Here is a 23,177-nt window from a genome sequence, read left to right as displayed (position 1 = left end):
ATATAAATCCAACTTAAAAGGCCAATTACGTAAATTTAATTGGCCTTTGTTGTACTGAATCTCACTAACTTTTCTCGGCCGCCATGATTTGTTGATATAACTTATCTTTCATCTCAACGCGATGTTGCTTTAAGTCATGAATAGAATCATCAGATATGGGTGAATCTTTTAATTCTAATTCACGAATTTGTTTGTCCAACTTATCGTATTGCTGTAATACAGTTGCGAATTCAGCATCAGATTTATTTAGCGCTGCAATGGTGTCTAAGTGATCAGGAAATTCATTTCGAAGAGAGTGATTTTCACCTAACATATAGCCTCATTTATTTATCTTAATATTACATGTTCATTGGTTCTATTTTCGAGTTTTTAAGGTAACGATTTTCAACTTTAAATCTCATATAAAATGTAGAGCACTTAGCATAAAATACAAGCATATTTTCTCAATATAGAATTTCTGACACAAAATAAATGCTTAAAAAACATTCAACCCTTTTATAAATACAAGGTGTTTGATCTAATCTATTCAAAACTTTGAATAAAAGTATTGAAACACTGCTAAAATATATGCCAATAAAAAAGAGTACGAATCGAATTCAATATGTCATCTAAAGCACAACCCCAATTTGGCAAAGTCACTATTATTGGTAATGCCAATGGTGATTGGCAAGCTGCTAATCAAGGTTATACCATTATATTTAATGGCACTATTGCTAGTGGCGATAACATTATCAATATTTGTAATGGTCCTTATGCGGGTTCAACTGAAGATTTTGTCGTTACTGGACCTCATAGTGATTGGTTAACAACCAATTTATCAATAGTCGCTCGCGAATTAGAATTAAAGCTCAAATGCTGGCCTTCATCTGGGTTAGTCAGTTTTGTGTTATTTAGTCGATTAAACTGTGAGTTAGCACTTGAAAGAATGTCATTACTACCTAGCCTTAAACGCAGTGAAGATATGTCGTTAAAACAACATTTACCCTGTGTTGTTCATAATTGGCTTGGTGAACGTAGGATTGCAATAGAAGTACATCAACAAAGTAATGCACAACAAGCTATGTGGCCTGCTCTATTATTGAATGAAACGGCAGCACGGAAAACTGATTTCCAGACTCAAAAATCTAGCCGTATTACACAAGTTATACCTATAACTGATTCTATTCAGCATCAAATACATGACCCATATCAGTTAATGATTGAGTTAACGTTACAAAATCAAAGCTCCCATGCTGCCCTCAATAATTTACGATATCTTAACCAACTTCCGCAGTCTGCTTGGTTGGCTGCAGTGACACAACAAAAACTGCTTGATGTTGAACAAGTGTTTTTCGACCAATACCCTGAAAAATTATCAGGCTTTTGGTATTTATCTGATAATGAAGCTTCAACATGGTTAGATAAAATTCGTTTTAATTTAGCACTGTGTCAGCAACATTTATCTGGCTATCAGTAGATTTAAGAATTTACTTTAGCAATACCCTTTTCTTTGCTTATCAACACCAAAGCATTATTTATCATTGCCTATTTCTCTGCTAATACTATTCATACAAGGATTTGTTATCAAATAGTACTAATAGAAGGAATAGTTGATGAAATGGCTTCCAGCAATATCAATCGTCTCGATAAGCTTAATTACACTAGTCACCCCATTTAAAGATGCTCAGGCAAAACAACCAAAATTGATTTTACAAATCACTGTAGATCAACTCAGGGGGGATTTATTGCAACGTTATCAGCAGCATTTCTTTGACGATGGCTTTGAATATTTAATCAATGAAGGGATTTATTACAAAGAAGCTCATCATCAACATGCGATTACTGAAACGGTTGTCGGGCATACAACGCTAGCCACAGGAGCACATCCTTCAACACACGGCATGGTGAGTAATTTATGGTTTGATAAGCAAATGCAGCAACCAATTTACAATGTACAAGATGAACAACACCCACTTTTAAGTGCAAATGCTGCTGTCGATGCAAAAAATGAAATCGATCCCACACAAAAAGCCAGTAAAGTTGAAGGCCGTTCACCAAAAAATATTATGGCGACCACGTTTAGTGATGAGCTTACTGCCAGTAACAATGGCCAATCTAAAGTCTTTGCAGTATCAGTTAAGGACCGCGGAGCTATCACATTAGCAGGTCACACAGGAAAAGCATTTTGGTTTTCTAAATCAGCCGGTGAATTTGTTAGTAGCGATTATTATTACAAACAATATCCACAATGGGTAACAAACTGGAATAAAGCGAATCCAATATCGACATATGCCAACACCCAATGGCAATTATCAAAACCTGCTCAGCAATATTTATTCGGTGATAATCAGAATCACGATTGGAAAACAAAATTACCGGGTTACGGAATTACATTCCCACATGAATTTGGCCCTAGTGATAACCCCTACTTTAGTACTTTTTTAACCGTAAGCCCTATCGGTGATGAAATGACTGCTGATTTCGCTAAAACAGTCATTACTAACAATAATCTTGGTAACAATAGTCATGATAGCCAAATCGTGACTGATTATTTATCGATAAGCTTTTCATCAACCGATTATGTTGGCCATATCTTTGGCCCATCCAGCTTAGAAGCAGAAGATAATCTACTTAGACTCGATAGGACATTGGCCTCTTTATTTGGTTTTATTGATGACAACATTGGTTTAGAAAACACACTGATCGTGTTATCAGCTGATCATGGTGCTCCTGAGGCACCAGGATACTTAACGCAATTTGGTATCAAAGCTAAACATTTCGACTTAGCAAGTTTAGAAAAAAATGCTGCCATTCAGTCTTTAAAAAGCAAATGGAAAATTACAGGGGATTTGTTTGTTAACGCATGGCAACCCTATATTAATTTGGATCATGACAAGCTAGCTAAACAAAAAGTGCCATTAGCAGAAGCAACAACACAAGTCGCTAATATACTCAATAGTGTTTCGGGTATTCATCGAGCATATAGCTTTAATCATTTATTAAATGGCAATGTGCCTAACGATGAAATTACTCAAAAAGTGCAAAACAGTTTTTACCCTAGCCGTTCAGGAGATATTTACTTAGTTTTTGAGCCAAATGTGTTTGTGGCAGATTTTGACGGTCTCAATGTTGCCTCTGTACATGGTTCTCCGTGGCGCTATGACACCCATGTTCCTATTATATTTGCAGGCATGAAACTTAAAGGACAAACTATAAACAGGCCTGTTGCAACGGTCGACTTAGCACCGACACTCAGTGCATTGATGAATATCAACGCACCTTCAAGTTCTGTCGGATACCCACTAAAAGAGGTTTTGGTAAAGTAACTACACGGTTCTCAACGTAAATCCACCTCAATTTATAGATGTTGGTATAAAGGCTGCTGTAGGCAGCCTTTCTCATTATAAAAATGATTAACTCATAGTGAGATTGAATTTTACAAATAGTCACAGGTTTGGTGTTGGTGATTTGTTAATTAAACCTTAAGATAGGGTTAATTAATCTTGGGTACAGTTTTAATATGAAATTCAATCAGCTAGTTGTTTTTATTTGTTTAGTCATCATTTTTGTTATACATCAAACTCACTCTGTCGCTGCTGATTATGTTGGTGTTGAACAATGTGTTGACTGCCACCAGCAACAATATTCTGACTGGCAAGCTTCTCATCACGATATGTCCATGCGCCATGCTAGTGAAGATTCCGTTCTCGGTGATTTTGATAATCAAACGCTTCAAGAAAACAATCAATCACACAGGTTTTATCGTAAAAGCACTCAATATTGGGTCAATACCAAAGGACCTGACGGTAAAAGCCATGACTATGAAATTAGCTATACATTTGGCTATGAGCCATTACAACAATATATGGTTAAATTTCCGGATGGTAGAGTGCAACTTATTCCACTAGCTTGGGATAGCAGAGATAAAAGCCAAGGTGGCCAACGTTGGTTTAATCTTTATCCTGACATGGATGTACATGATGAGTTTTTTTGGACTAATAATGGCCAAAACTGGAACTATATGTGCGCAGATTGCCACTCTACAAACATCGACAAAAACTATGATAGTAAAACAAACACCTATAACACCACTTGGTCTGAAATTAACGTTGGCTGCGAGGCGTGTCATGGACCGGCAAGCGATCACATCATATGGGCTCAAACTCCTAATAATACGAATCCCTTAAATGGCTTTGATCGTAACTTGAAACCTAAAGTTGGCTCATGGGAATTTACGAAAGGACAAAAAATACTTCAACCTAAACAACTGACAGACTCCGATCAGTTAGATACATGTGCCCAATGTCATAGTAGAAGAGCACAACTCAATAACAGTCATGACCCTATTAAAGGTGATTTTTTCGATAAATATAATCTAAATGCAATCACACCAAGTTTATATTATCCCGACGGACAAATTTACGAGGAAGTCTTTGTCATGGGGTCGTTCAAACAATCTAAAATGCACGCTGCTGGCGTTGTATGTAGCGATTGTCATAATCCGCACAGTACTAAACTTAAAGCGCCAATTGAATCAATTTGTTTTCAATGCCATTTACCTAGCGAATATACTTCAGCCAAACATAGTCAACACCAAGATGGAACTGAAGCTGCTCAATGTGTAACCTGCCACATGCCAAAAACAACCTATATGGAAGTAGACCCTAGAGCAGATCATAGTTTTCAAATTCCTAGACCCGATATTAGTAAAAAAATCGGCACACCAAACGTATGTACCTCTTGTCACAATGAAAAATCTAATCTATGGGCTGTTAATGCCCTTGAAAAGCAATTTCCAGACTCCAGTTATCAAAACAGTGACAGTTTTTCGTTAGCATTCGCACAAGCATCTGCCGGTGTGCAAACAAGTGGAGATAAGCTTTCATATATTGCTCAAAACCACCTAGAATCCAACATTATCCGGGCTTCGGCGCTTAGTAGAATGGATAGATTCCCAAGCCAAAATACTATGGTCGCAGTGATGAGAGGTATAAAGCATAAAGACCCTCAAATAAGATTAGGTGCATTAACCGGTTCTGCTCCTTATCCGTTTAATGACCGCTGGCAAATAGTCAGTCCATTACTCAGTGATACTGTATATGCTGTCAGAACTGAAACTGCCAGCACTTTGGTGAGTGAATGGCAAAATATGAATGATGATCAAAGAGCACTATTGACCCCTGCTTTGAATGAATATATTGAAATTCAACAATTCAATTCTGACCGAGGTTTCGGATTGATGAACCTCGGTAATATTCACAACGCTAAAGGCAACATAAAGCAAGCAGAAAAGCTTTACTTAAAAGCCATCGAGATAGAACCAATATTTGCAACAAGCTATGCAAACCTTGCAGACTTATACCGTCAACTTGGTGATGATGAGAAATCATTAGCGACCTTAAAAAAAGGGATTGCGAATCAACCAAAGGCAGCATTGTTGAGGTACAGCGCTGGCTTAAATCTTTACAGACAGCAACAACTAACAGGTGCGATTGATTATTTAGAACAAGCAACTGAGATTGAAGCGACTAACCCACAATACTGGTATGTACTAGGTCTTGCGCAAGAAAAAGTCAGTGTTACCAAAGCAATGAAGTCGCTTACCAAGGCTTATGAAGTTGGTGGCAATCCTCAACATCTATATGCGCTTTGTGAGTTTAAAATTAGGCATCGAGATCCAACGACACAAGCTTGTATCAATCAACTTGCTAAGATAGTCCCCCCGCAAGTTGTACAACAATTGATAGGAAAATAATTGATAAGACAATCATTCTTTAAATAATGGCTTCCTCTCTTTTGAACGAGTGAGGAAGCAATTATATGAATGCATGTTGAGTATTTGAGTGCTGCTTTATTTTCGTAGCAAAATCGAAAGGTTTGCTGAGTATAATTCATCCTTATAACTGTATTTCCAACTAAAGTTGGCGTTATTAATCCACCATCTCACTATAATATTGAGTACTACTTTATTTAAAAGTTAAAGATGAATTTTACGCTAAGGGATAAATTGAATATGGATATTACTTCTATACGGTGTATCACATTAGTTGTGGCTATATTGTCAATATCATCTTGTTTAGCAGAACAAATCAAAATTTGTCCAACAAACCAACACCAATTAGACTGGTCTGGTGGCGGTGCTTACCCTAAAATTTTAAGCCACAACGATAAAGTTTACTTAATATCGGATGTTTCAGGGATCTGGAATGCAGGTTATGCTGAAGCTGAATGGCAACAAACTAATTCAGGTCTTGCTAACCTGAGTGTATCGAATATTGTCTTTTCTACATCTCAACCACTCATTGGTTACGCAACAACAAAATCAGGTATTTCTAAAACCATTGATGGTGGTGAAACATGGCAAGATCTCAACAACCTCCCCGATAACGTAAATTTCAAACGATGGGAAACGTTCAATAACATCGCTATCGATGAGTCAATGCCAACTGAATTCATTTTTGGTGACAGAAAAGGCAATATCTATCGTTATGAATCTGAACATGCTCAACTACTGATCACAACCCCAACAGAAGAAGTAATTTCAAGTCTTATTGTTAGTAATCAAGGTACTATAGTGGCAGGCACATCAACTAGCCGTTATATTTTTCGTCAGCTAAACAATCAATGGCAACTGACGAAACAACATCCGAGTACGACACTGGATCTCACAGTAGCTGGATTAAATGACCAGCAATCTCTATTTGCTACAAGCAACAATCAGGTATTAATTTCTGTTGATGACGGTGTGCAATGGGAGTCTCTTAATCTTGAAGCACACATCTCTGATACGAGTGTGGCACATAGACTCGCGGTCAAGAGTAATAGCTTAGGAGAGTTCAGTCTTATAGTTGCTTGGTATGAAGATTGGAAGTCGGGGATCTTGGTCAGCCATGATTCAGGGAAAACCTGGCAAAACAGTTTAAAAGAAATTGATTATTCAAATACAAACCCAACCCGAAGTTGGAACCATAACGATATCAGTAAAATCATGTCGGTAAACTTTGATTACAAAAATGAAAACATACTCTACTTCACGACTTATTGGGGCATATGGAGAAGTATTGATGCTGGCGAGACTTGGACTGAAAACTTCAAAACTGGCGCCTCTAACACTGTGGGTTCAGGTATTGCTATTACTGAAAATGGTGATGTTGTTACCGCTTCAATGGACGTTGGCCTCATCCGCTACCCAACAAATGGACAACCCACGTCACTTTTACCAATCGCTACAGACCAATATTTTGATAACGATATGGCGGGACATTTCTGGAATGTTATTGTTCAATCTAAAAAAATAATCGCCACCAGCAGCGCCTGGCAATCTGAAGCAAACCAAATAGTCATCAGCGAAGATAGTGGCGTGACTTGGCAGCGTGTCAGTCAGGGACTTCCTTCTTATTATTCTACAGACTGGCCAATTTGGAGCAAAGGTTATGCTAGAGCTTTAATCGCTGATAAAAATGATCCAAACAAGTTCTATTTAGGCATTGATGGTCATGGTTTATATATTTCTACGAATGGTGGATATGAATGGCAGCGCTCGCTTACTAAGCCTCCGAGTAAACGAATTTATAATGCTTTAGATCAAGATAAATTAAACAATATTTTATACTGGGGTACAGCATCCAACGGGGTTTATAGTACCAACAATGATGGTGAGACATGGGTTCATACTGGTCTTAAAAAGAAGTATGTATATGACCTTGTAGTTAGTCAGGATGGCGCTGTTTATGCTGGTTCTGCTAATTCTGAACAGGACGGACATGGAGCTGCTGTCTTCAAAAAGCAAAATCCAGAAAGTGAATGGGAACTGGTTAAAGACTTTAACGTCGTAGGTGCTGTTGATGCCATGGTAATCGATCCACTTAATCCAGAACGAATTGTCGTGAGTTTAACCAATTGGATTCACAAAAACGAAGGTGAATTACATATCAGTAATGATGCTGGTATCAATTGGCAAAAAATTAATGCAAATGTCGGAATTGGTATAGCTGATTTGGTCTTTTCAACATGTTCTCAGCAATTATTTGTAGCTGGATATTCCCAAGGGATCAGCCAAATAGATATAAGTGATTATTCAGCTATCCAGGATTTAAACGTTAACATTAACAATTTTTATAAATTACAAGATAGTTGGGCTTGGTCTTATTACGAAGATGAACAAGCCAGATCCGTATGGAAAAGTGATGCTGCTATAAGCTGGAAAGTTACCGTAGAAAACACTAAAGATATTGCTATCAATTTTGAATCGATAAATAAGCCTGGAGAAAGAAAACTACCTGACAACTACCCTGGCTTTATAATAGAAGTTATCGTTAATGGTGAGTCAAAGGCTCAGTTAACTGTGCCCGCCTCAGACACAGAGTGGCAACAATCGTCAATTCTAATTCCTATAGACACTACAGGTGAAAAAATCATAGAGTTTAAATGGTTAAATAACATATCTAGCCCTGCAACTGACACCAATTGGGGCTTACGCAAGATTTCGATGAGTCAGTAAGTTGAACACTATCAATCCAAAAATGCGCTAATCTAAAAATGGGTTAATCTAGAAATTGGTCAATCTAGAAAGAGTAATAGCTCAACAAAATTTGTTGAGCGTTTTTTGTGATAAAAAACATCATGTCAAGCCTGCAGTATATGTAAACCTCAAGTCGTTATGGAGTCATACAGATTGTTCCCAACAGCAAATTGTAACGTCATTTCCGTTTGCATTTTTCTTAATTCACTTTTCATTATGTAACATCCGCATTTCCATTTTTCGGAATCCAAATTGCAAAAAATGAAATAACCCTTCGTAATAACTGCTCAACATCAAACTTTTATCAAAAATTATGCTCAGTTGAAACTGTCCTTAATTAGCATTAATTGATTAAAAACAAATCAACAACGATTGTTTCATAAAAAGTTCAATCAACTGTTTCAACTTTGATTCAGGTCAATATTTAATCTATCCATCCCGTTATATTGGGATCAGGCAGTTTGTTCCTCCCAAACGGAATAGGTTATAACATGGATACACATTCAGCTTTATATCATCGGTGTAAAAGCCGTTTAGCAGAACTACGTGAAACAGCGCCTCGACAAACCGTAACGTTAGATGAAAAACTAAAAGAAAACGGCATAACAAGACGCGAATTCATAACATGGAGTGCTTCAGTAACCGCATTACTTGCACTTCCCCTTCCTTTTACCAACTTAGTAGCTGAAGCCGCAGAGCTGGCTGACAGAGTTCCACTCATTTGGTTACATATGGCCGAATGTACAGGCTGCTCTGAGTCGCTAATCCGCACTGATACGCCCAACCTCGACAGCTTAATCTTCGATCATATTTCATTGGAATATCACGAAACATTAATGGCAGCTTCTGGCTGGCAAGCTGAAGAAAACCTTGAACATGCCATGGAAGCCTACAAAGGCAACTATTTATTGGCAGTTGAAGGCGCCATTCCAACAGCAAATAACGGTGCATTTCTAACTGTTGGCTGTAAAGGCCACACTGGAATGCAGATTGTCAAAGAGGCAGCTGAAGGTGCTGCGGCGATTATTTCGGTGGGAACTTGCGCAGCGTTCGGTGGTGTTCAAGCGGCAGCGCCAAACCCTACGGGTTCCAAAGGTGTTCAAGACGTTATTGATAAACCTGTTATTAATCTAGGTGGCTGCCCGCCAAGTGAAAAAAATATTGTTGGCACTTTGATGTATTTCATTATGTTTGGAAAACTACCTGCGCTTGACATGTTCAATCGACCTAAATGGGCTTATGGCGCACGCGTACACGATAACTGTGAAAGACGTGGACGTTTTGATGCAGGCGAATTCGTTGAAACATTTGGCGATCAAGGCGCAAAAGATGGCTACTGCTTATATAAAGTGGGCTGTAAAGGACCGTACACATACAACAACTGCCCTACTGAACGTTTTAATCATCATACAAGCTGGCCTGTATTAGCGGGGCACGGCTGTATTGGATGCTCAGAACCTAATTTCTGGGATGACATGGCCGATTTCGAGAAACCATTAGGGAGACAGTTATTGCATGGGGTTGATGCAACAGCTGACACCATTGGCGCTGTAATACTAGGCGCAACCGTTGTTGGTATAGGTGCACATGCTGTCGCAAGCCTATTTGCTAAGCCTTTAGAGGAATAACTCATGAACAAACGTGTTGTAATCGATCCTATTACTCGAATCGAAGGTCACCTACGTGTAGAAGTCGAAGTTGATGAAAATAATGTTATTAAAAAGGCTTGGTCTTCTTCTACTTTATGGCGTGGCATTGAAGTTATTTTAAAAGGTCGTACTCCGATGGATGTGGGCCTTATTGTTCAACGTATATGTGGTGTCTGTACTTATTCTCATTATCGCTGTGGAACAGAAGCAGTAGAAAATGCATTAGGTGTGAAAATTCCTTTAAATGCAAAATACTTGCGCTCACTGATGCAAACCTCTTTGTATATGCATGACCACATTGTTCATTTTTATCATTTACATGGTTTAGATTGGGTTGATGTGGTTTCAGCATTGAGCGCGGATCCTGCATTAGCAGCGCAAGAGGCAGGTAAATACACTACAAATCCTATCGCTGCCGGTGAAGGTGATTTACGCGCTGCACAGGAGCGCGTTAAAGGTCTCGTGGATACAGGTAAGTTAGGGCCATTTGCCAATGCCTATTGGGGTAATAGAACCTATCGATTTACCCCAGAGCAAAACTTAATCGCTTTATCACATTATTTAAAAGCGTTAGAAGTTCAACGCGTCGCTGCAGAGATGTTAGCCATTTTCGGTGGCAAATCCCCTCACCCACAATCGCTAGTTGTAGGTGGCGTCACTTCTGTTCGAGACATGTTAAGCCCTGCTCGTTTGCAAGAATGGAAGCAAAAACATGCCATAGTGCAAGATTTTATTATTCGCGCATATAAAGCCGATATTGTGATGGCTGCAGCTGCCTTTGGTAATGAGCCAAGTGTGCTAGGGGGCGTTAATGTAAACAACTTCATGGCAACCAATGACTTTGTGCTGGCTGACGGTCAATACATGTTTGATCAAGGCGTGATTATGGCTGGCGATCTTGCTGGTGTGACAGACATTGACCCAGATTCAATCAAAGAAGATGTTACGCACGCATGGTATGAAGCTGATGGCCCACAACATCCCTATGACGGAACGACCGTACCCGATTACACCGGTTTCGTCGAACGAGATACTGTCTACGGAAAATTACCTACAGTAGATGGCGATGGAAAATATAGCTGGGTTAAATCACCTCGATACAAAGACGAACCCGTTGAAGTTGGTCCTCTGGCATCATTATTGGTGAGTTATGCTCGTGGAAACCAAGTCGTCGTTAGTGCAGTAAACGGATTACTTGAGGCAACAGGCTTACCCATTGGAGCCTTATTTACCACGCTTGGTCGAACAGCTGCTCGGATGCTACAAACTGTTATTGTCGCTGAAGAAGGGTTAAAGACATTTGATGCGATGCTTATCAACATGCAGTCAGATGAAAGTACTTACGTTACGCCTGAGATTGATTCAACGAAAGAGTACGTTGGCCACGCGATGATTGAAGCGCCGCGAGGCATGCTCAGTCATTGGTTAAGGATCAAAGACGGTAAAATTGAAAACTACCAAGCGATTGTCCCTACTACCTGGAATGCTGGGCCGGTAGACGCCAACGGTAAAGTTGGTCCGTATGAAGCTTCGTTAATAGGCTTAGAGCTTGAAGATCCGAGTAAACCACTTGAAGTCATTCGTATAATTCACTCTTTTGATCCTTGTATGGCATGTGCAGTTCATGTCATGAACTACAAAGGCACAAGTTTGGGTGAGTTCCGTATTGACCCTAATGGTCTTTAATCGTTTCGCAAACCAAAGAGGAATTGATTATGACTCAGGTTGCTACCCATCATAGAGAATTAATTTTCTCACCTGCCATCCGAATATTTCATTGGATTAGGGCATTATCGATTGTAGTACTCATAGCTACTGGATTTTACATTTCTTGGCCATTTTTAGTGGCACCAGAATCATCCGATGTATTAGTGCAAGGATGGATACGTTTTGCCCATGTTATTTTTGGCTTTGCATTAACCAGCGTCACCATAGTGCGTTTTTATTTGTTTTTCTTTGGAAGGAGTTCCATTGAAAGACGTTCAGTTAAAGATGTATTAAGTATTAACAGCTGGATAACCCAAATTAAATCTTACATTTGGATGGGTCACCTTAATAAAGCTGGTGTATATGGTCCACTACAATTCGTCACTTATGTAGGTATTTCATTGGCAGCATTATTCATGTGTATAACGGGTTTAGTGCTTTACGCTAATGTGTACCATGAAGGATTCGGTGGATTTATATGGGAGATTTCAGCTTGGTTTACTGCCCTTATGGGAGGACTGGCACAAGTTAGAATTTGGCACCACATTATCACATGGGCATTTATTGTATTCATGGTTATCCATGTTTACATGGCTGTTTGGTCAGGTATTCGCTTTAAACATAACTCTGTTGACTCAATTGTCTCTGGTTATGATTACCATAAGGATCACTAAGCCTTGTCTACTACTCTACTCATCGGGATAGGAAACGTACTGTACGCTGATGAAGGTATCGGCGTACATTTCGTTAATTATATCCAAGAGAAATATCAGTTTTACCACCCAACAGACAGCATTGATTTACTCGATGGTGGCACACTCGCACAAGGGTTAATCCCTATTCTATGTCGCTACGATAACTTAATTGTTGTTGATACTGTCAACAGTCCAGGAGTTAATCCCGGTGAAGTATATTATTTTAACTTTGATCAAGCGCCACCGGAAATCGATTGGCAAGGCAGCGCTCATGAAGTTGAGATGCTGCAAACCCTTATCATGATGGAAATGGTTGGCGATAGACCTGATACCCATGTTGTGGGGGTTACACCAACAGTGATAGAACCGATGACGTTGGGGCTGACACCTTCTATCCAAGCAGCGGTCCCCACTATGGAAAAAGTATTACTTAAGCACCTTACTGAACAAGGGTTTACTTATCAGCAAAAAGCTGAAGTAGATATTAACGCACTTATTCCTGATTCATATAAACGCGGAACACTAGCATATGCCTAAAATCAGTTTTAACTTTTTTTGCCATCGCGATATTCCTTTATATGCAGATCTCTGTAATTCATACCTCGCGGATAACCGTTTTGATTTTACTGTTGGCCATAATATTAATAATGGCCAAATCGCTCAACATGCCCAATTCACACCGATACATACTTACTTTATTGAAGTAGAAGCTTCACAGTCTGAATTAGCCCAATTAGCTGATGAAATAGCGGCTAAATTTTTATATTCAATTTGGCTTAAAAGCGCCGAAGTCATTGCTATCGACGTAAGAAAAGGCACTAAAACGTGTTTACAACACCAAGCAGTCCATCAAGGTTATTGTAGTGAATGTGAGCCATTGATTTCGAACTTAGATAACAGCTTAGATAAAGACTTATATAAAGGTTTAAATAAAGAAATAGAAATAGCCGTTCCCTGCCCCCACTGTTTAGGTGAGCGCAACCTTAAACAGTATGAAATTGGTTTCAATCATCAAGATATATCAAACCTAGTCAATAGGATACTGCAAGGTGAAGAAGTTTGGATTGACCAGCAAGAAAACTCACTTAGTTTGAGTTTGAATCCCATCATTACTAATCAAACCACAGAATTACATCCTAACCTCTTAGAACTAAGTTCCTTACAGCAAGTGTTGATTACCCACCCAGCTGTTATTTCATCTTCATTTATCATTAAACAGCACCAGTCTCTTGCTTTATCTAGCTTCGAGAAACCTTTTTTAAAGCTTGCCCCTAATAAAAAATCAAACATCGATCGGACTGAACTAAATCAAGATTTAAATGAAAGCTATTACAATGTGACTTTCGCTGACAGCCGGTTACTCATTCGTGTTGCAGCACTATTAAAAAGACAAAAAATTGATTGGTTATATATCAAAAAGCCACAAAATAACCTTAGCGTGTCTTGGGTCAATAATGTGTGGGTTCAAAACCAAACGACAACTAACTTAAACTTTAAAGCCCCCATGCCAAAGCACGATGACAATCGATATCTTCAAGGCAATCTTACATATAATGTATCGTGGCAAAAAAATACGTTGAAATGTATCGTTACTGAATCAAATGAAACATTAGCTAGCAGTCTGATTCAACATAAACCATTACAAGGTATAGACGCAGCAACTTGTGCTTTACATGCTGGTTTATTAAATACGGGTTGTGTTACTAGCATTAATAGTTCATTAGAGGCTTCATCTAGTCTTAAAAAGCTCGCTTGTATTTATTTATCAAATAGTCAATCAAGCTCTGTGATTACTCAAAATCAGCAAGGCGAAATTAGTTCATTTTTACAAATGCCTACACTGCCACAAAGTGGTCAGCAATTAATTGAAGAGTTAGTCGCCTCTGATAAGAACACTATATTTAACAAATATTGTCTTGCCTACCCTGAAGTATTCAAGTTACTAGCTGATTTTACGTTAACTTCAGGGACTCAAGCAGATAGCTTACAAAGCTTTATGGCATACGCAGCGTTAATAGTATTACCTGATGAAGAAGTTAGAAAGAATGGTCCTAGTTCACCATTTTCTAACGCCCCTGTTGCTAATGCCCCTGTTTGTAATGCCCAAGAGTTAGCAGACATATTCCACGCATTGGCTCAAAGTTATCATGGAAATAATGCTCCTAGAGTCGATTTTCCGCTGTGTGCGATTAATAGTGAAGATAACAATGCCCTACATAAACGTTCTATTAATTGGCGTAAAACACTCGCAAGTTTAATGAGCTTTAAATTAGCGGGTGCCAACCCTGCAATTTTAGCCTTTGGTTTTTTTGATTCGTTAACCGACTATTTGAGCAACTGGATAGATCATTTAGAACAAGAGCAAGGCATAGATGCGGTAGTGTTAGCCGGAAACGACTTTAGTTATGAAGTCATGGCAAACAGATTGTGTATCCGACTTGGCAAAAACTATCCTTTAGTTGTGAATCGTCAACTTGATTTAGAAGGTGCCAATATTGCTGTTGGTGGTTTGTACCTTGCTAAACGACGTCGATAGGAGCCATTGATGACAATACATAGTGGTTATCGCCAACAAGTCAGGTTAAATATAAACGGCATCGTACAAGGGGTTGGGTTTAGACCTTTTGTCTACCGGCTTGCAACTCAATCTAATTTAGTGGGTTCAGTGTTAAATAACCAACAAGGTGTGTGTATTCATTTACAAGGTTTAAATACTGATATCAATAAGGTCGTACATCAATTAAAAGTCAATCCCCCACCTCTCGCACGTATCGACAAGTTGTTAATTAAAGAAGAAGCTATAGATAGCTCACTGCAACACTTTGTTATTGAAACAAGTACAAGTAGTGATGATGCTGTCGTGTCTATTTCTGCCGACAAAAGTGTTTGTGGTGACTGTTTACTGGAAATGCGCGATCCCAAAAACCGTCACTATCAATATCCATTTACCAATTGCACCAATTGCGGACCTCGTTATAGCATCATTAACAATCTGCCTTACGATCGCATCAATACATCAATGGCAAACTTCGTGATGTGTGATGAATGCGCGTATGCCTATAACGATCCTTTAAACCGACGATATCACGCCCAGCCGGTCAGTTGCCCCAAATGTGGGCCACAACTGAACTATATCGACTGTACAGCTAATTCAAACAGTTTTAGTGCTCTTACGAACCAACAAATAATCAGCAAAATTGTTAGTGAACTCAATAATGGAAAAGTTATTGCCATAAAAGGATTAGGTGGGTTTCATATCATTTGTGATGCCACTAATGATATTGCAGTAAAACGTCTACGTCAGCGCAAACATCGTAAAGCTAAACCCTTAGCGGTTATGGCAACCGATTTACCTAATGCTCGTCAAATGGTTGAAGGTACACCTAAAGAATGGCAAATCCTTAGTTCAGCAGAAAACCCTATTACACTGATGAAAAAGCGAAGTGATATGGAGATTAACCTAAGTCCTTCGCTTGCGCCTGATATTGATACTTTAGGTATATTTCTGCCATATACACCACTGCACCATCTATTAGTTGAAGCCTTTAGAAAACCGTTAGTTGCAACCAGTGCTAATATTTCTGGCTTACCTATCATTACCGATGGTAATGAAATCAAACAAAAGCTTGGCGAGGTGGTAGACGGAATTGTTGATCATAACAGGCCAATAGTTAATGCCTGCGATGACAGTGTGGTGCAAGTCATTGACGATAAGATCCAAGTCATTCGACTCGCAAGAGGTTATGCACCACTTAGCATCCCTTTAAGCAATAAATTACAGCATCACCTATTAGCTGTTGGCGCTCAACAGAAAAATACCCAGTGTTTTGCGTTTAACGAAAATGCATTTGTAAGTCCACATATTGGTGACTTACATAATCTAGAAACTAATCAATATTTCGAGCAAACAATCAATACTTTTCGCCGCCTTTATCAATTTACACCAGAACAAATCATCGCTGATAAGCACCCAGAATATACATCGTCACAATGGGCTAAGTCACAGGCCAATGAACAAAAACTCCCGCTTGCCAATGTTCAGCATCACTATGCTCACGTATTGAGTGTTCTCGCTGCCAACAATTATGATAAACAAGTCTTAGCATTTAGCTTTGATGGCACAGGGCTTGGAGATGACAACCAATTATGGGGCAGCGAATGTATGCTTGCTGATGCGCATAATTTTGAAATTAAAGCGCACTTTAGAACATTTAAACTGATAGGTGGTGAGCAAGCGATAAAGCAACCAGTACGTATTCTGTTAGCCTTGTTATTCGACACCATGTCTGTTGATGAAATCATGACATTGCCGATTAATGCCATACAGCAAATGGATAAATCAACAGTCAATAATCTTCACAACATGTGGCTTAATAACAGCGCTTGTATTGAGTGCCGCTCGGTAGGACGTATTTTCGATGCTGTTGCAGTTGCCCTGAACCTTATAATTGAAAATGATTTTGAAGCACAAGCTGGAATGCTGATAAGCACTCACGCAAATATGGCTATTGAAACAGAACAATATAATGACGCTAACAATCTAATCAGTGCCCCATCGACCTCAGGTAAGTTGTCGATAATCTCAAATGAGGATCTTATTAATGATGTAACTCCCCTCACCAAAACAAAAACAAAAACAAAAACAAAAACAAAAAGTATTCAAATTTTTGAACCTTCACAACTTATCTATCAGTTAATCACACGTTTAATAAACACAAAAAATAGCAACGACCTGCCAGACGTGACTAACCAACTGTGTTTAGAGTTTATCGAAAGTTTAAGCCAAGTTGTTTGCTACATGGCAAAGCTATACCCGAGTTATAAGCTGATTTTATGTGGCGGTGTTTTTCAAAATAAATTGTTATATGAGATGACCTTACAACATCTAAATCGTCATTTTAATTATTCACTAGATAAGGTGTTACCAAGCAAATTGGTTCCCATAAATGATGCAGGCATTTCATTAGGACAAATTTGGTATGCCTACCAACAACTGAACAAATCACAAACCCGGCATTAGAAATTAAAGAGTTTAGATTTACTGATGTTAATCAAAGTATCAAATGAATGACGAGTTAATATTGAATAAACAATAACCAGTACGACAATGGTTAATAGGGTTTTTAAAGGAGTTAAAGTATGTGCCAAGATTGCGGATGTTCATTAACGGATCACTCAAACCTTCATACGAATCCACAGCTTAATGACACCAAAACATTATCTGTTATTCATAAAATCTTAGATAAGAACGATCACGAAGCGCAACATAATCGACAGCACTTTGAAGCGAATAAAGTGACAGCTTTCAATCTCATGAGTAGTCCAGGGAGCGGTAAAACAACCCTACTTGAGCACTTACATGAATACTTACCTAAAAAATATGCGGTAATCGAAGGCGATCTTGAAACCTCAAGGGACGCTGACAGATTAATAGCTAAAGGAATTGAGGCATACCAAGTTCAAACGGGTTCGGCATGTCATTTAGACGCTTTCATGGTGCATCAAGCATTACACCATATCGATCTAAAGCCTATCGATGTTTGTTTTGTAGAAAATGTCGGTAATTTGGTTTGTCCCGCCAGTTATGATGTAGGTACCCACCACAACATCGTCTTATTATCTGTACCTGAAGGTGATGACAAAATTGAAAAATACCCCGTCATGTTCCGCCGCGCAGATCTAGTCCTGATTACTAAAATGGATTTAGCAGAACACTTTAACTTTTCCTTAGTTGAGTGTCGTAAACAACTCGAAAAATTAAACCCTAATGTCACTTTAATGCCTGTTTCAGTAAAAGATCCACAGTCGATTACGGCTGTGGCTCAGTGGATCCTTAAACATCAAGAGGAATTGTAATATGTGCTTATCTGTTCCTTCACAAGTGACTGAATTACATGATGATGCAAGCGTAACCGTTAATACATTAGGTGTTAAGCGACGTGTCAGTGCTCATTTAATGACGGAACCATTAGCAATTGGAGATTTTGTTCTTATCCATATTGGTTTCGTGATGAATAAAATTGATGAAACAGAAGCCAACTTAAGTTTAGCTCTCTATAAAGAGATAGTTGAAAAGCTAGCCCTTGAGGAGCAAGCCTAATGATACTCTCTGATTTATACCAGCAGTTCAGAAACCCTGAAACTATAAGAGCTTTGTCGCAAGCGATAAAAAAAATCGCAAGTAAAATCGAAACGGATATTAATATCATGGAAGTTTGTGGGGGGCATACTCATACGATAATGAAATATGGTTTGAACCAACTACTACCTGCAAACATCAAATTTATTCACGGCCCTGGTTGTCCTGTTTGTATTATGCCAAAAGAGCGAATAGACCACGCCGCTGCCCTTGCCCAGTTACCCAATACGATTTTACTGACATTAGGTGACATGATTAGAGTACCAGGGTCTAAGGGGAACCTGGCTAAATTTCGGGCTAAAGGCGCAGATATTAGACCGCTTTATGATCCCTTAGATGCGATCACGATAGCCAAAGAGAATCCGTATAAAAAAGTCATTTTCTTTGCTATTGGTTTTGAAACATCTACCCCTATGACTGCAGTATTAATTGATCAAGCAGAGAAACAAAACATTGAAAACCTTTTGTTTCACATCAACCATGTGCTTGTTCCACCCGCCATTGACACTGTCATGGCTGATACAGAGTGTAAGGTTAATGCTTTTATCGGACCTGCTCATGTCAGTGTCATTAGTGGCGCTAAAGTATATCGACCTGCAGTAAAGCAATATCAAACACCGCTTGTTGTATCAGGGTTTGAACCAGTTGATGTTATGGAATCAATTTTACGTATCGTTAAACAAAAACATGCCCAAATTGCTGAGCTGGATATTCAATATAGCCGAGCAGTGACTGAAGACGGCAATCTTGCAGCTCAACAGTTAATCAACAAATATTTGACCCTACGAGACAGTTTTAGGTGGCGAGGACTAGGCCCCATTCCCAATTCGGCTTTACGTCTTAAAGATGAGTTTTCCCATCGCGATGCTGAAATTATTTATTCAACAGTGCTGCCTACAGAAGAAATCAACGATCATAAAGCATGTCAATGTGGTGATATTTTACGGGGCATAGCTAACCCACCTGATTGCAAAGTATTTGGGCGTGGTTGTACTCCTGAAACTCCATTAGGTAGCTGTATGGTGAGCTCTGAAGGCGCTTGTAATGCTTATTATCGATATGCTGGGGTATCTCATGCTTAATAAAAAGTTCGAACAAATACAACTTAGTCATGGCGGGGGTGGCAAAGAAATGAATGCATTGATTAACGATATGTTCTTTACTGCGTTTGCGAATCCAATTCTAACATCTCAAGAAGACTCAGCTCAGTTACAACTATCAGGCGCAACGGCTTTTACTACTGATTCTTTTACTGTCGACCCTTTATTTTTTGCTGGTGGCAATATTGGAAAACTAGCTATAGCTGGAACAGTGAATGATCTTGCCATGATGGGCGCACTGCCAGAATATTTAAGTTGTAGTTTTATTATTGAAGAAGGTTTTGCCATAAAGGATCTGCAAACCATTGTGACCAGCATGGCTGAAGAAATGCAGCAAAGTGGGGCTCATATTGTTTGCGGTGACACCAAAGTCGTCCCTAAAGGCTGCGCCGATGGCATATTCATCAATACCTCTGGTGTCGGCAAAATTATCAAACAAGGCATATCAGTCAACAATCTTCAAAATGATGATGTGATCATTGTTTCAAGGGATATTGGACGCCACGGTGCTGCAATACTCATGGCCCGTGACAGTTTGTCTTTAGAATCAGATTTAACCAGTGATTGTGCAAGTCTGTGGCCTATTGTTGAGCAACTTATCACAGCAAATATTGACATTCATGCAATGAGAGATGCAACCCGTGGTGGCTTATCTGCAGTATTAAATGAATGGGCAATGGCATCTAATGTTGGCATTAGTGTCGATGAAAAATTGATTCCTGTTTCGACCGAAGTGCAAGGTTTATGCGAGCTATATGGTTTTGAACCCTATGATTTAGCCAATGAGGGGACGTTCATCATGGCATTGCCACGAGCCGCAGCAGATAAAGCATTAGAAGTCATGACCCAGTATTGTCATTGCGATCAGGCCAGTATTATTGGTTATGTCACAGACGCGCACAATGGCAAAGTCATTTTAAATACCCCATGGGGAAGCAGTCGATACTTAGACATTCCTCAAGGTGAATTATTGCCAAGGATTTGCTAATGCATGAATACTCCATCGTCATGTCACTAATGGAACAAATTGAGCAGTTAGCCAAAGATAACCAGGCCACCAGTATTGTGAGGGTTGATATTAAAGTGGGCGTTCTTAGTGGTGTTGAGCCAGATTTACTTCAGCGTGCATTTGATACTTTTAAACTGGAAACAATTTGTAAGTCTGCATTGCTTAACATCAAGCTACAGCCCTTAATAATTAAATGTAGGCAATGTGATAAAGAAACAACGCTTGAACAACGAAATGTTATCTGCCCTTTATGTATGAGTCATAACACTCAAGTTGTTGAAGGTGAAGAAATGATGTTGATGCAATTAGAGATGAATACGTAATAAAACAAAATAGGTACTTAGAATCAATTCTTACAAAAGGAAATTAATAATGAACACTAAATTAATTGCTCTATTATTCGCGACTGCACCGACGGCTGTTTTTGCCCATGAAGGTCATGGTGGTATGGGCTTATTTCATCATTTATATGAACTAGCACCAGCAATTACACTGGTTGCAATCGTCGCATTTGTTATTTATCAAAAAACTAAATAAATAACGATAGATATCTCTCGAAGAGCTCTAGATACAGGGCTCTCTCGTTTTAAAGTAGGTTATTTTTTTGCCCCATCTTTGAAGCAAACTTGTGTTTATTACATTGTAAAATTGAGATACACACAAACTGCAAACGCTTATGTCGAATCGTATTAATCTCCTATCGCTGTTTTTATTCCAACTTTGAACATAAAACAATCAGAGTCATGTCCATTTATGCAAAGCAATGTAAAGCTATGTCACTTTTTACTAATTAATAAAATAATGGGTTATGTTTAATCATGAAGTTCATACAGTTTAATCGAAGCTAATTAAGACATATTCAAGGAAGCGTGATGCCAGAAGAATTGCTAGATGATCCATTTACTGTAAGTGAAGCTGCAGACTTCATTTCAACTAAAAATGCCATTTCAAAAAATAATGCCGTGATTGCAGTAAATCGTTTTGGTCTCGGCGCAAAACCTAACGAATTAACCCATGCGGAAAAAGATCCGCAAGCCTTTTTGATTAATCAATTAGTCATACCTAAGTTTTTACCCACTCAATATAGTTCTGATTCAATAATGCAGCTTTTAGCAGACTATCAAAAACAGAAACAACGAGATAGAAAAGCGGTTGAAACGAGCACTGTAGGTATAAATATACCCACAGAAACTGCTAACAGTATGTCTATTGATACAAGTATGGCTAACTCAGATGCGACAGACAATGTCAAGGCTGCTCCTCTAAAGCCGAAAAACAAACCGCCATTTAGAAAAGCTTTTATTGAATTAACCACCAGTAGTTTACAGAGCGCAATTGACTCACCGAACTCCCTGAGTTGGCGGCTATTACAATTCTTTTCTAATCACTTCAGCGTTACAGCTCAAGGGCCTTTCATGACAGGACTAGCACCGACGCTAGAACGTGAGGCTATCGCGCCTAATCTATTAGGCTCGTTTGAAGATATGTTGCTTGCTGTTACAGCCCATCCTGCAATGATTAAATATTTAAACAATGAAAAGTCTTTTGGCGCTAATTCAAAATTAGGTAGAAGAGGCAAAGGTTTAAATGAAAATCTCGCCCGTGAAATCCTTGAATTACATTCCTTAGGGGTAAATAGCGGCTATTCACAAACTGATGTGATTGAACTAGCAAAAGGCATTAGTGGTTGGAGTATTGCTAACCCAAAACGAGACAAACAAACCGGTTTTTTGTTTCGCTCAAATGGCCATGAATCAGGAACAAGAAAGTTACTTGGCAAACAGTACCCTCAATCCGGTATTGAACAAGGGCAAACCATGCTGGTAGATATAGCAAGGCATCCTCAAACTGCAAAACATCTTTGTTATAAGTTAGCCAAACACTTTATTGCAGATAAACCTTCCGCGTCATTACAAAATCAATTAGTGAAAACCTGGATTCGCACTAACGGGAATATCAAGCAAGTGATGATCACCATGATTAGCTCAACAGAGGCATGGCAACCTATACGGCAGAAGTTTAAAACACCCACAGAGTTTGTTATCTCAGCTTATCGAGCATTTGATATTTCTGTGCCTAAAGGTCGAAAAATGATTCAGTTACTCACGGAGTTAGGTCAGCAGCCTTTTAAAGCTAATTCTCCAGCAGGCTTTAGTGACGATGAGAAAGATTGGAATGGAGCCAATGCGCTGATGACCAAAATTAACTGGTCGGTGAGATTAGCGGAGAGACAACGTAAACAAATGGCAGCAGATTTGATTGTAAATACTTTTGGTCAAACCATGACAGAGTCATCTTATAAGACCATTACCCGAGCTGAAAGTCGCGATCAAGCACTTGCATTACTGCTATTGAGTCCTGAATTTTTAAGGAGATAA

Annotated in this window: 18 protein-coding genes; 17 read left to right on the top strand and 1 reads right to left on the bottom strand. The window is 38.9% G+C overall.

Annotated features, from left to right (window positions below; genetic code table 11):
- Positions 1 to 64: 64 nt before the first annotated feature.
- Positions 65 to 313: a YdcH family protein gene (locus BCU84_RS06505; protein WP_102527273.1), complete on the bottom strand. Its 249-nt coding sequence runs from the start codon at positions 311 to 313 to the stop codon at positions 65 to 67.
- Positions 314 to 601: 288 nt separating this feature from the next.
- On the opposite strand from BCU84_RS06505, the gene BCU84_RS06500 reads away from it, so the two are divergent.
- From BCU84_RS06500 to BCU84_RS06425, 17 genes are all read left to right on the top strand, one after another.
- Positions 602 to 1,456, top strand: a complete 855-nt coding sequence (locus BCU84_RS06500) for a hypothetical protein (protein ID WP_102527272.1) — start codon at positions 602 to 604, stop codon at positions 1,454 to 1,456.
- A 136-nt stretch (positions 1,457 to 1,592) separates the two neighbouring features.
- Positions 1,593 to 3,305, top strand: coding sequence for an alkaline phosphatase family protein (locus BCU84_RS06495; protein WP_102527271.1), 1,713 nt, complete (start codon positions 1,593 to 1,595; stop codon positions 3,303 to 3,305).
- 194 nt (positions 3,306 to 3,499) lie between these two features.
- Positions 3,500 to 5,734: a multiheme c-type cytochrome gene (locus BCU84_RS06490; RefSeq protein ID WP_102527270.1), complete on the top strand. Its 2,235-nt coding sequence runs from the start codon at positions 3,500 to 3,502 to the stop codon at positions 5,732 to 5,734.
- 258 nt (positions 5,735 to 5,992) lie between these two features.
- Complete coding sequence (locus BCU84_RS06485) at positions 5,993 to 8,479, top strand: sialidase family protein (protein ID WP_102527269.1); 2,487 nt, start codon at positions 5,993 to 5,995, stop codon at positions 8,477 to 8,479.
- 512 nt (positions 8,480 to 8,991) lie between these two features.
- Complete coding sequence (gene hyaA, locus BCU84_RS06480; protein ID WP_102527268.1) at positions 8,992 to 10,128, top strand: nickel-dependent hydrogenase small subunit; 1,137 nt, start codon at positions 8,992 to 8,994, stop codon at positions 10,126 to 10,128.
- Between the two features lie 3 nt (positions 10,129 to 10,131).
- The gene (gene hyaB / locus BCU84_RS06475; RefSeq protein WP_102527267.1) at positions 10,132 to 11,835 is read left to right on the top strand and encodes a nickel-dependent hydrogenase large subunit; all 1,704 of its coding nucleotides are present in this window, start codon (positions 10,132 to 10,134) and stop codon (positions 11,833 to 11,835) included.
- 29 nt (positions 11,836 to 11,864) lie between these two features.
- A complete protein-coding gene (cybH, locus tag BCU84_RS06470; RefSeq protein ID WP_102527266.1) occupies positions 11,865 to 12,530 on the top strand; it encodes a Ni/Fe-hydrogenase, b-type cytochrome subunit in 666 nt (221 codons plus the stop codon).
- Positions 12,531 to 12,533: 3 nt separating this feature from the next.
- A complete protein-coding gene (locus BCU84_RS06465; protein ID WP_102527265.1) occupies positions 12,534 to 13,088 on the top strand; it encodes a HyaD/HybD family hydrogenase maturation endopeptidase in 555 nt (184 codons plus the stop codon).
- The gene (locus BCU84_RS06460) at positions 13,081 to 15,087 is read left to right on the top strand and encodes a hypothetical protein (RefSeq protein ID WP_102527264.1); all 2,007 of its coding nucleotides are present in this window, start codon (positions 13,081 to 13,083) and stop codon (positions 15,085 to 15,087) included. The genes BCU84_RS06465 and BCU84_RS06460 overlap by 8 nt, the downstream gene beginning before the upstream one ends.
- A gap of 9 nt (positions 15,088 to 15,096) precedes the next feature.
- Positions 15,097 to 17,571, top strand: a complete 2,475-nt coding sequence (gene hypF, locus BCU84_RS06455; protein ID WP_102527263.1) for a carbamoyltransferase HypF — start codon at positions 15,097 to 15,099, stop codon at positions 17,569 to 17,571.
- A 119-nt stretch (positions 17,572 to 17,690) separates the two neighbouring features.
- On the top strand, positions 17,691 to 18,407 hold the full coding sequence (gene hypB, locus BCU84_RS06450) for a hydrogenase nickel incorporation protein HypB (protein ID WP_102527262.1): 717 nt from the start codon (positions 17,691 to 17,693) through the stop codon (positions 18,405 to 18,407).
- Position 18,408: 1 nt separating this feature from the next.
- Positions 18,409 to 18,651, top strand: a complete 243-nt coding sequence (hypC, locus tag BCU84_RS06445; RefSeq protein WP_102527261.1) for a HypC/HybG/HupF family hydrogenase formation chaperone — start codon at positions 18,409 to 18,411, stop codon at positions 18,649 to 18,651.
- A complete protein-coding gene (gene hypD / locus BCU84_RS06440; RefSeq protein WP_102527260.1) occupies positions 18,651 to 19,772 on the top strand; it encodes a hydrogenase formation protein HypD in 1,122 nt (373 codons plus the stop codon). Before hypC ends, hypD begins: the two co-directional genes overlap by 1 nt.
- Entirely contained in the window at positions 19,765 to 20,778 is a 1,014-nt protein-coding gene (hypE, locus tag BCU84_RS06435) for a hydrogenase expression/formation protein HypE (protein ID WP_102527390.1), read from the top strand. Before hypD ends, hypE begins: the two co-directional genes overlap by 8 nt.
- A complete protein-coding gene (hypA, locus tag BCU84_RS06430; protein ID WP_102527259.1) occupies positions 20,778 to 21,122 on the top strand; it encodes a hydrogenase maturation nickel metallochaperone HypA in 345 nt (114 codons plus the stop codon). Before hypE ends, hypA begins: the two co-directional genes overlap by 1 nt.
- 49 nt (positions 21,123 to 21,171) lie before the next feature.
- The gene (locus tag BCU84_RS20800) at positions 21,172 to 21,336 is read left to right on the top strand and encodes a hypothetical protein (protein ID WP_198589538.1); all 165 of its coding nucleotides are present in this window, start codon (positions 21,172 to 21,174) and stop codon (positions 21,334 to 21,336) included.
- A 335-nt stretch (positions 21,337 to 21,671) separates the two neighbouring features.
- Positions 21,672 to 23,177: a DUF1800 domain-containing protein gene (locus tag BCU84_RS06425; protein ID WP_102527258.1), complete on the top strand. Its 1,506-nt coding sequence runs from the start codon at positions 21,672 to 21,674 to the stop codon at positions 23,175 to 23,177.

This window comes from Shewanella sp. 10N.286.51.B7 (genome assembly GCF_002873615.1).
Classification (GTDB): domain Bacteria; phylum Pseudomonadota; class Gammaproteobacteria; order Enterobacterales; family Shewanellaceae; genus Shewanella; species Shewanella electrodiphila.
The sequence above is the reverse complement of the archived record's forward strand: the minus strand, read 5'-3'. Positions and strand labels throughout refer to the sequence as shown.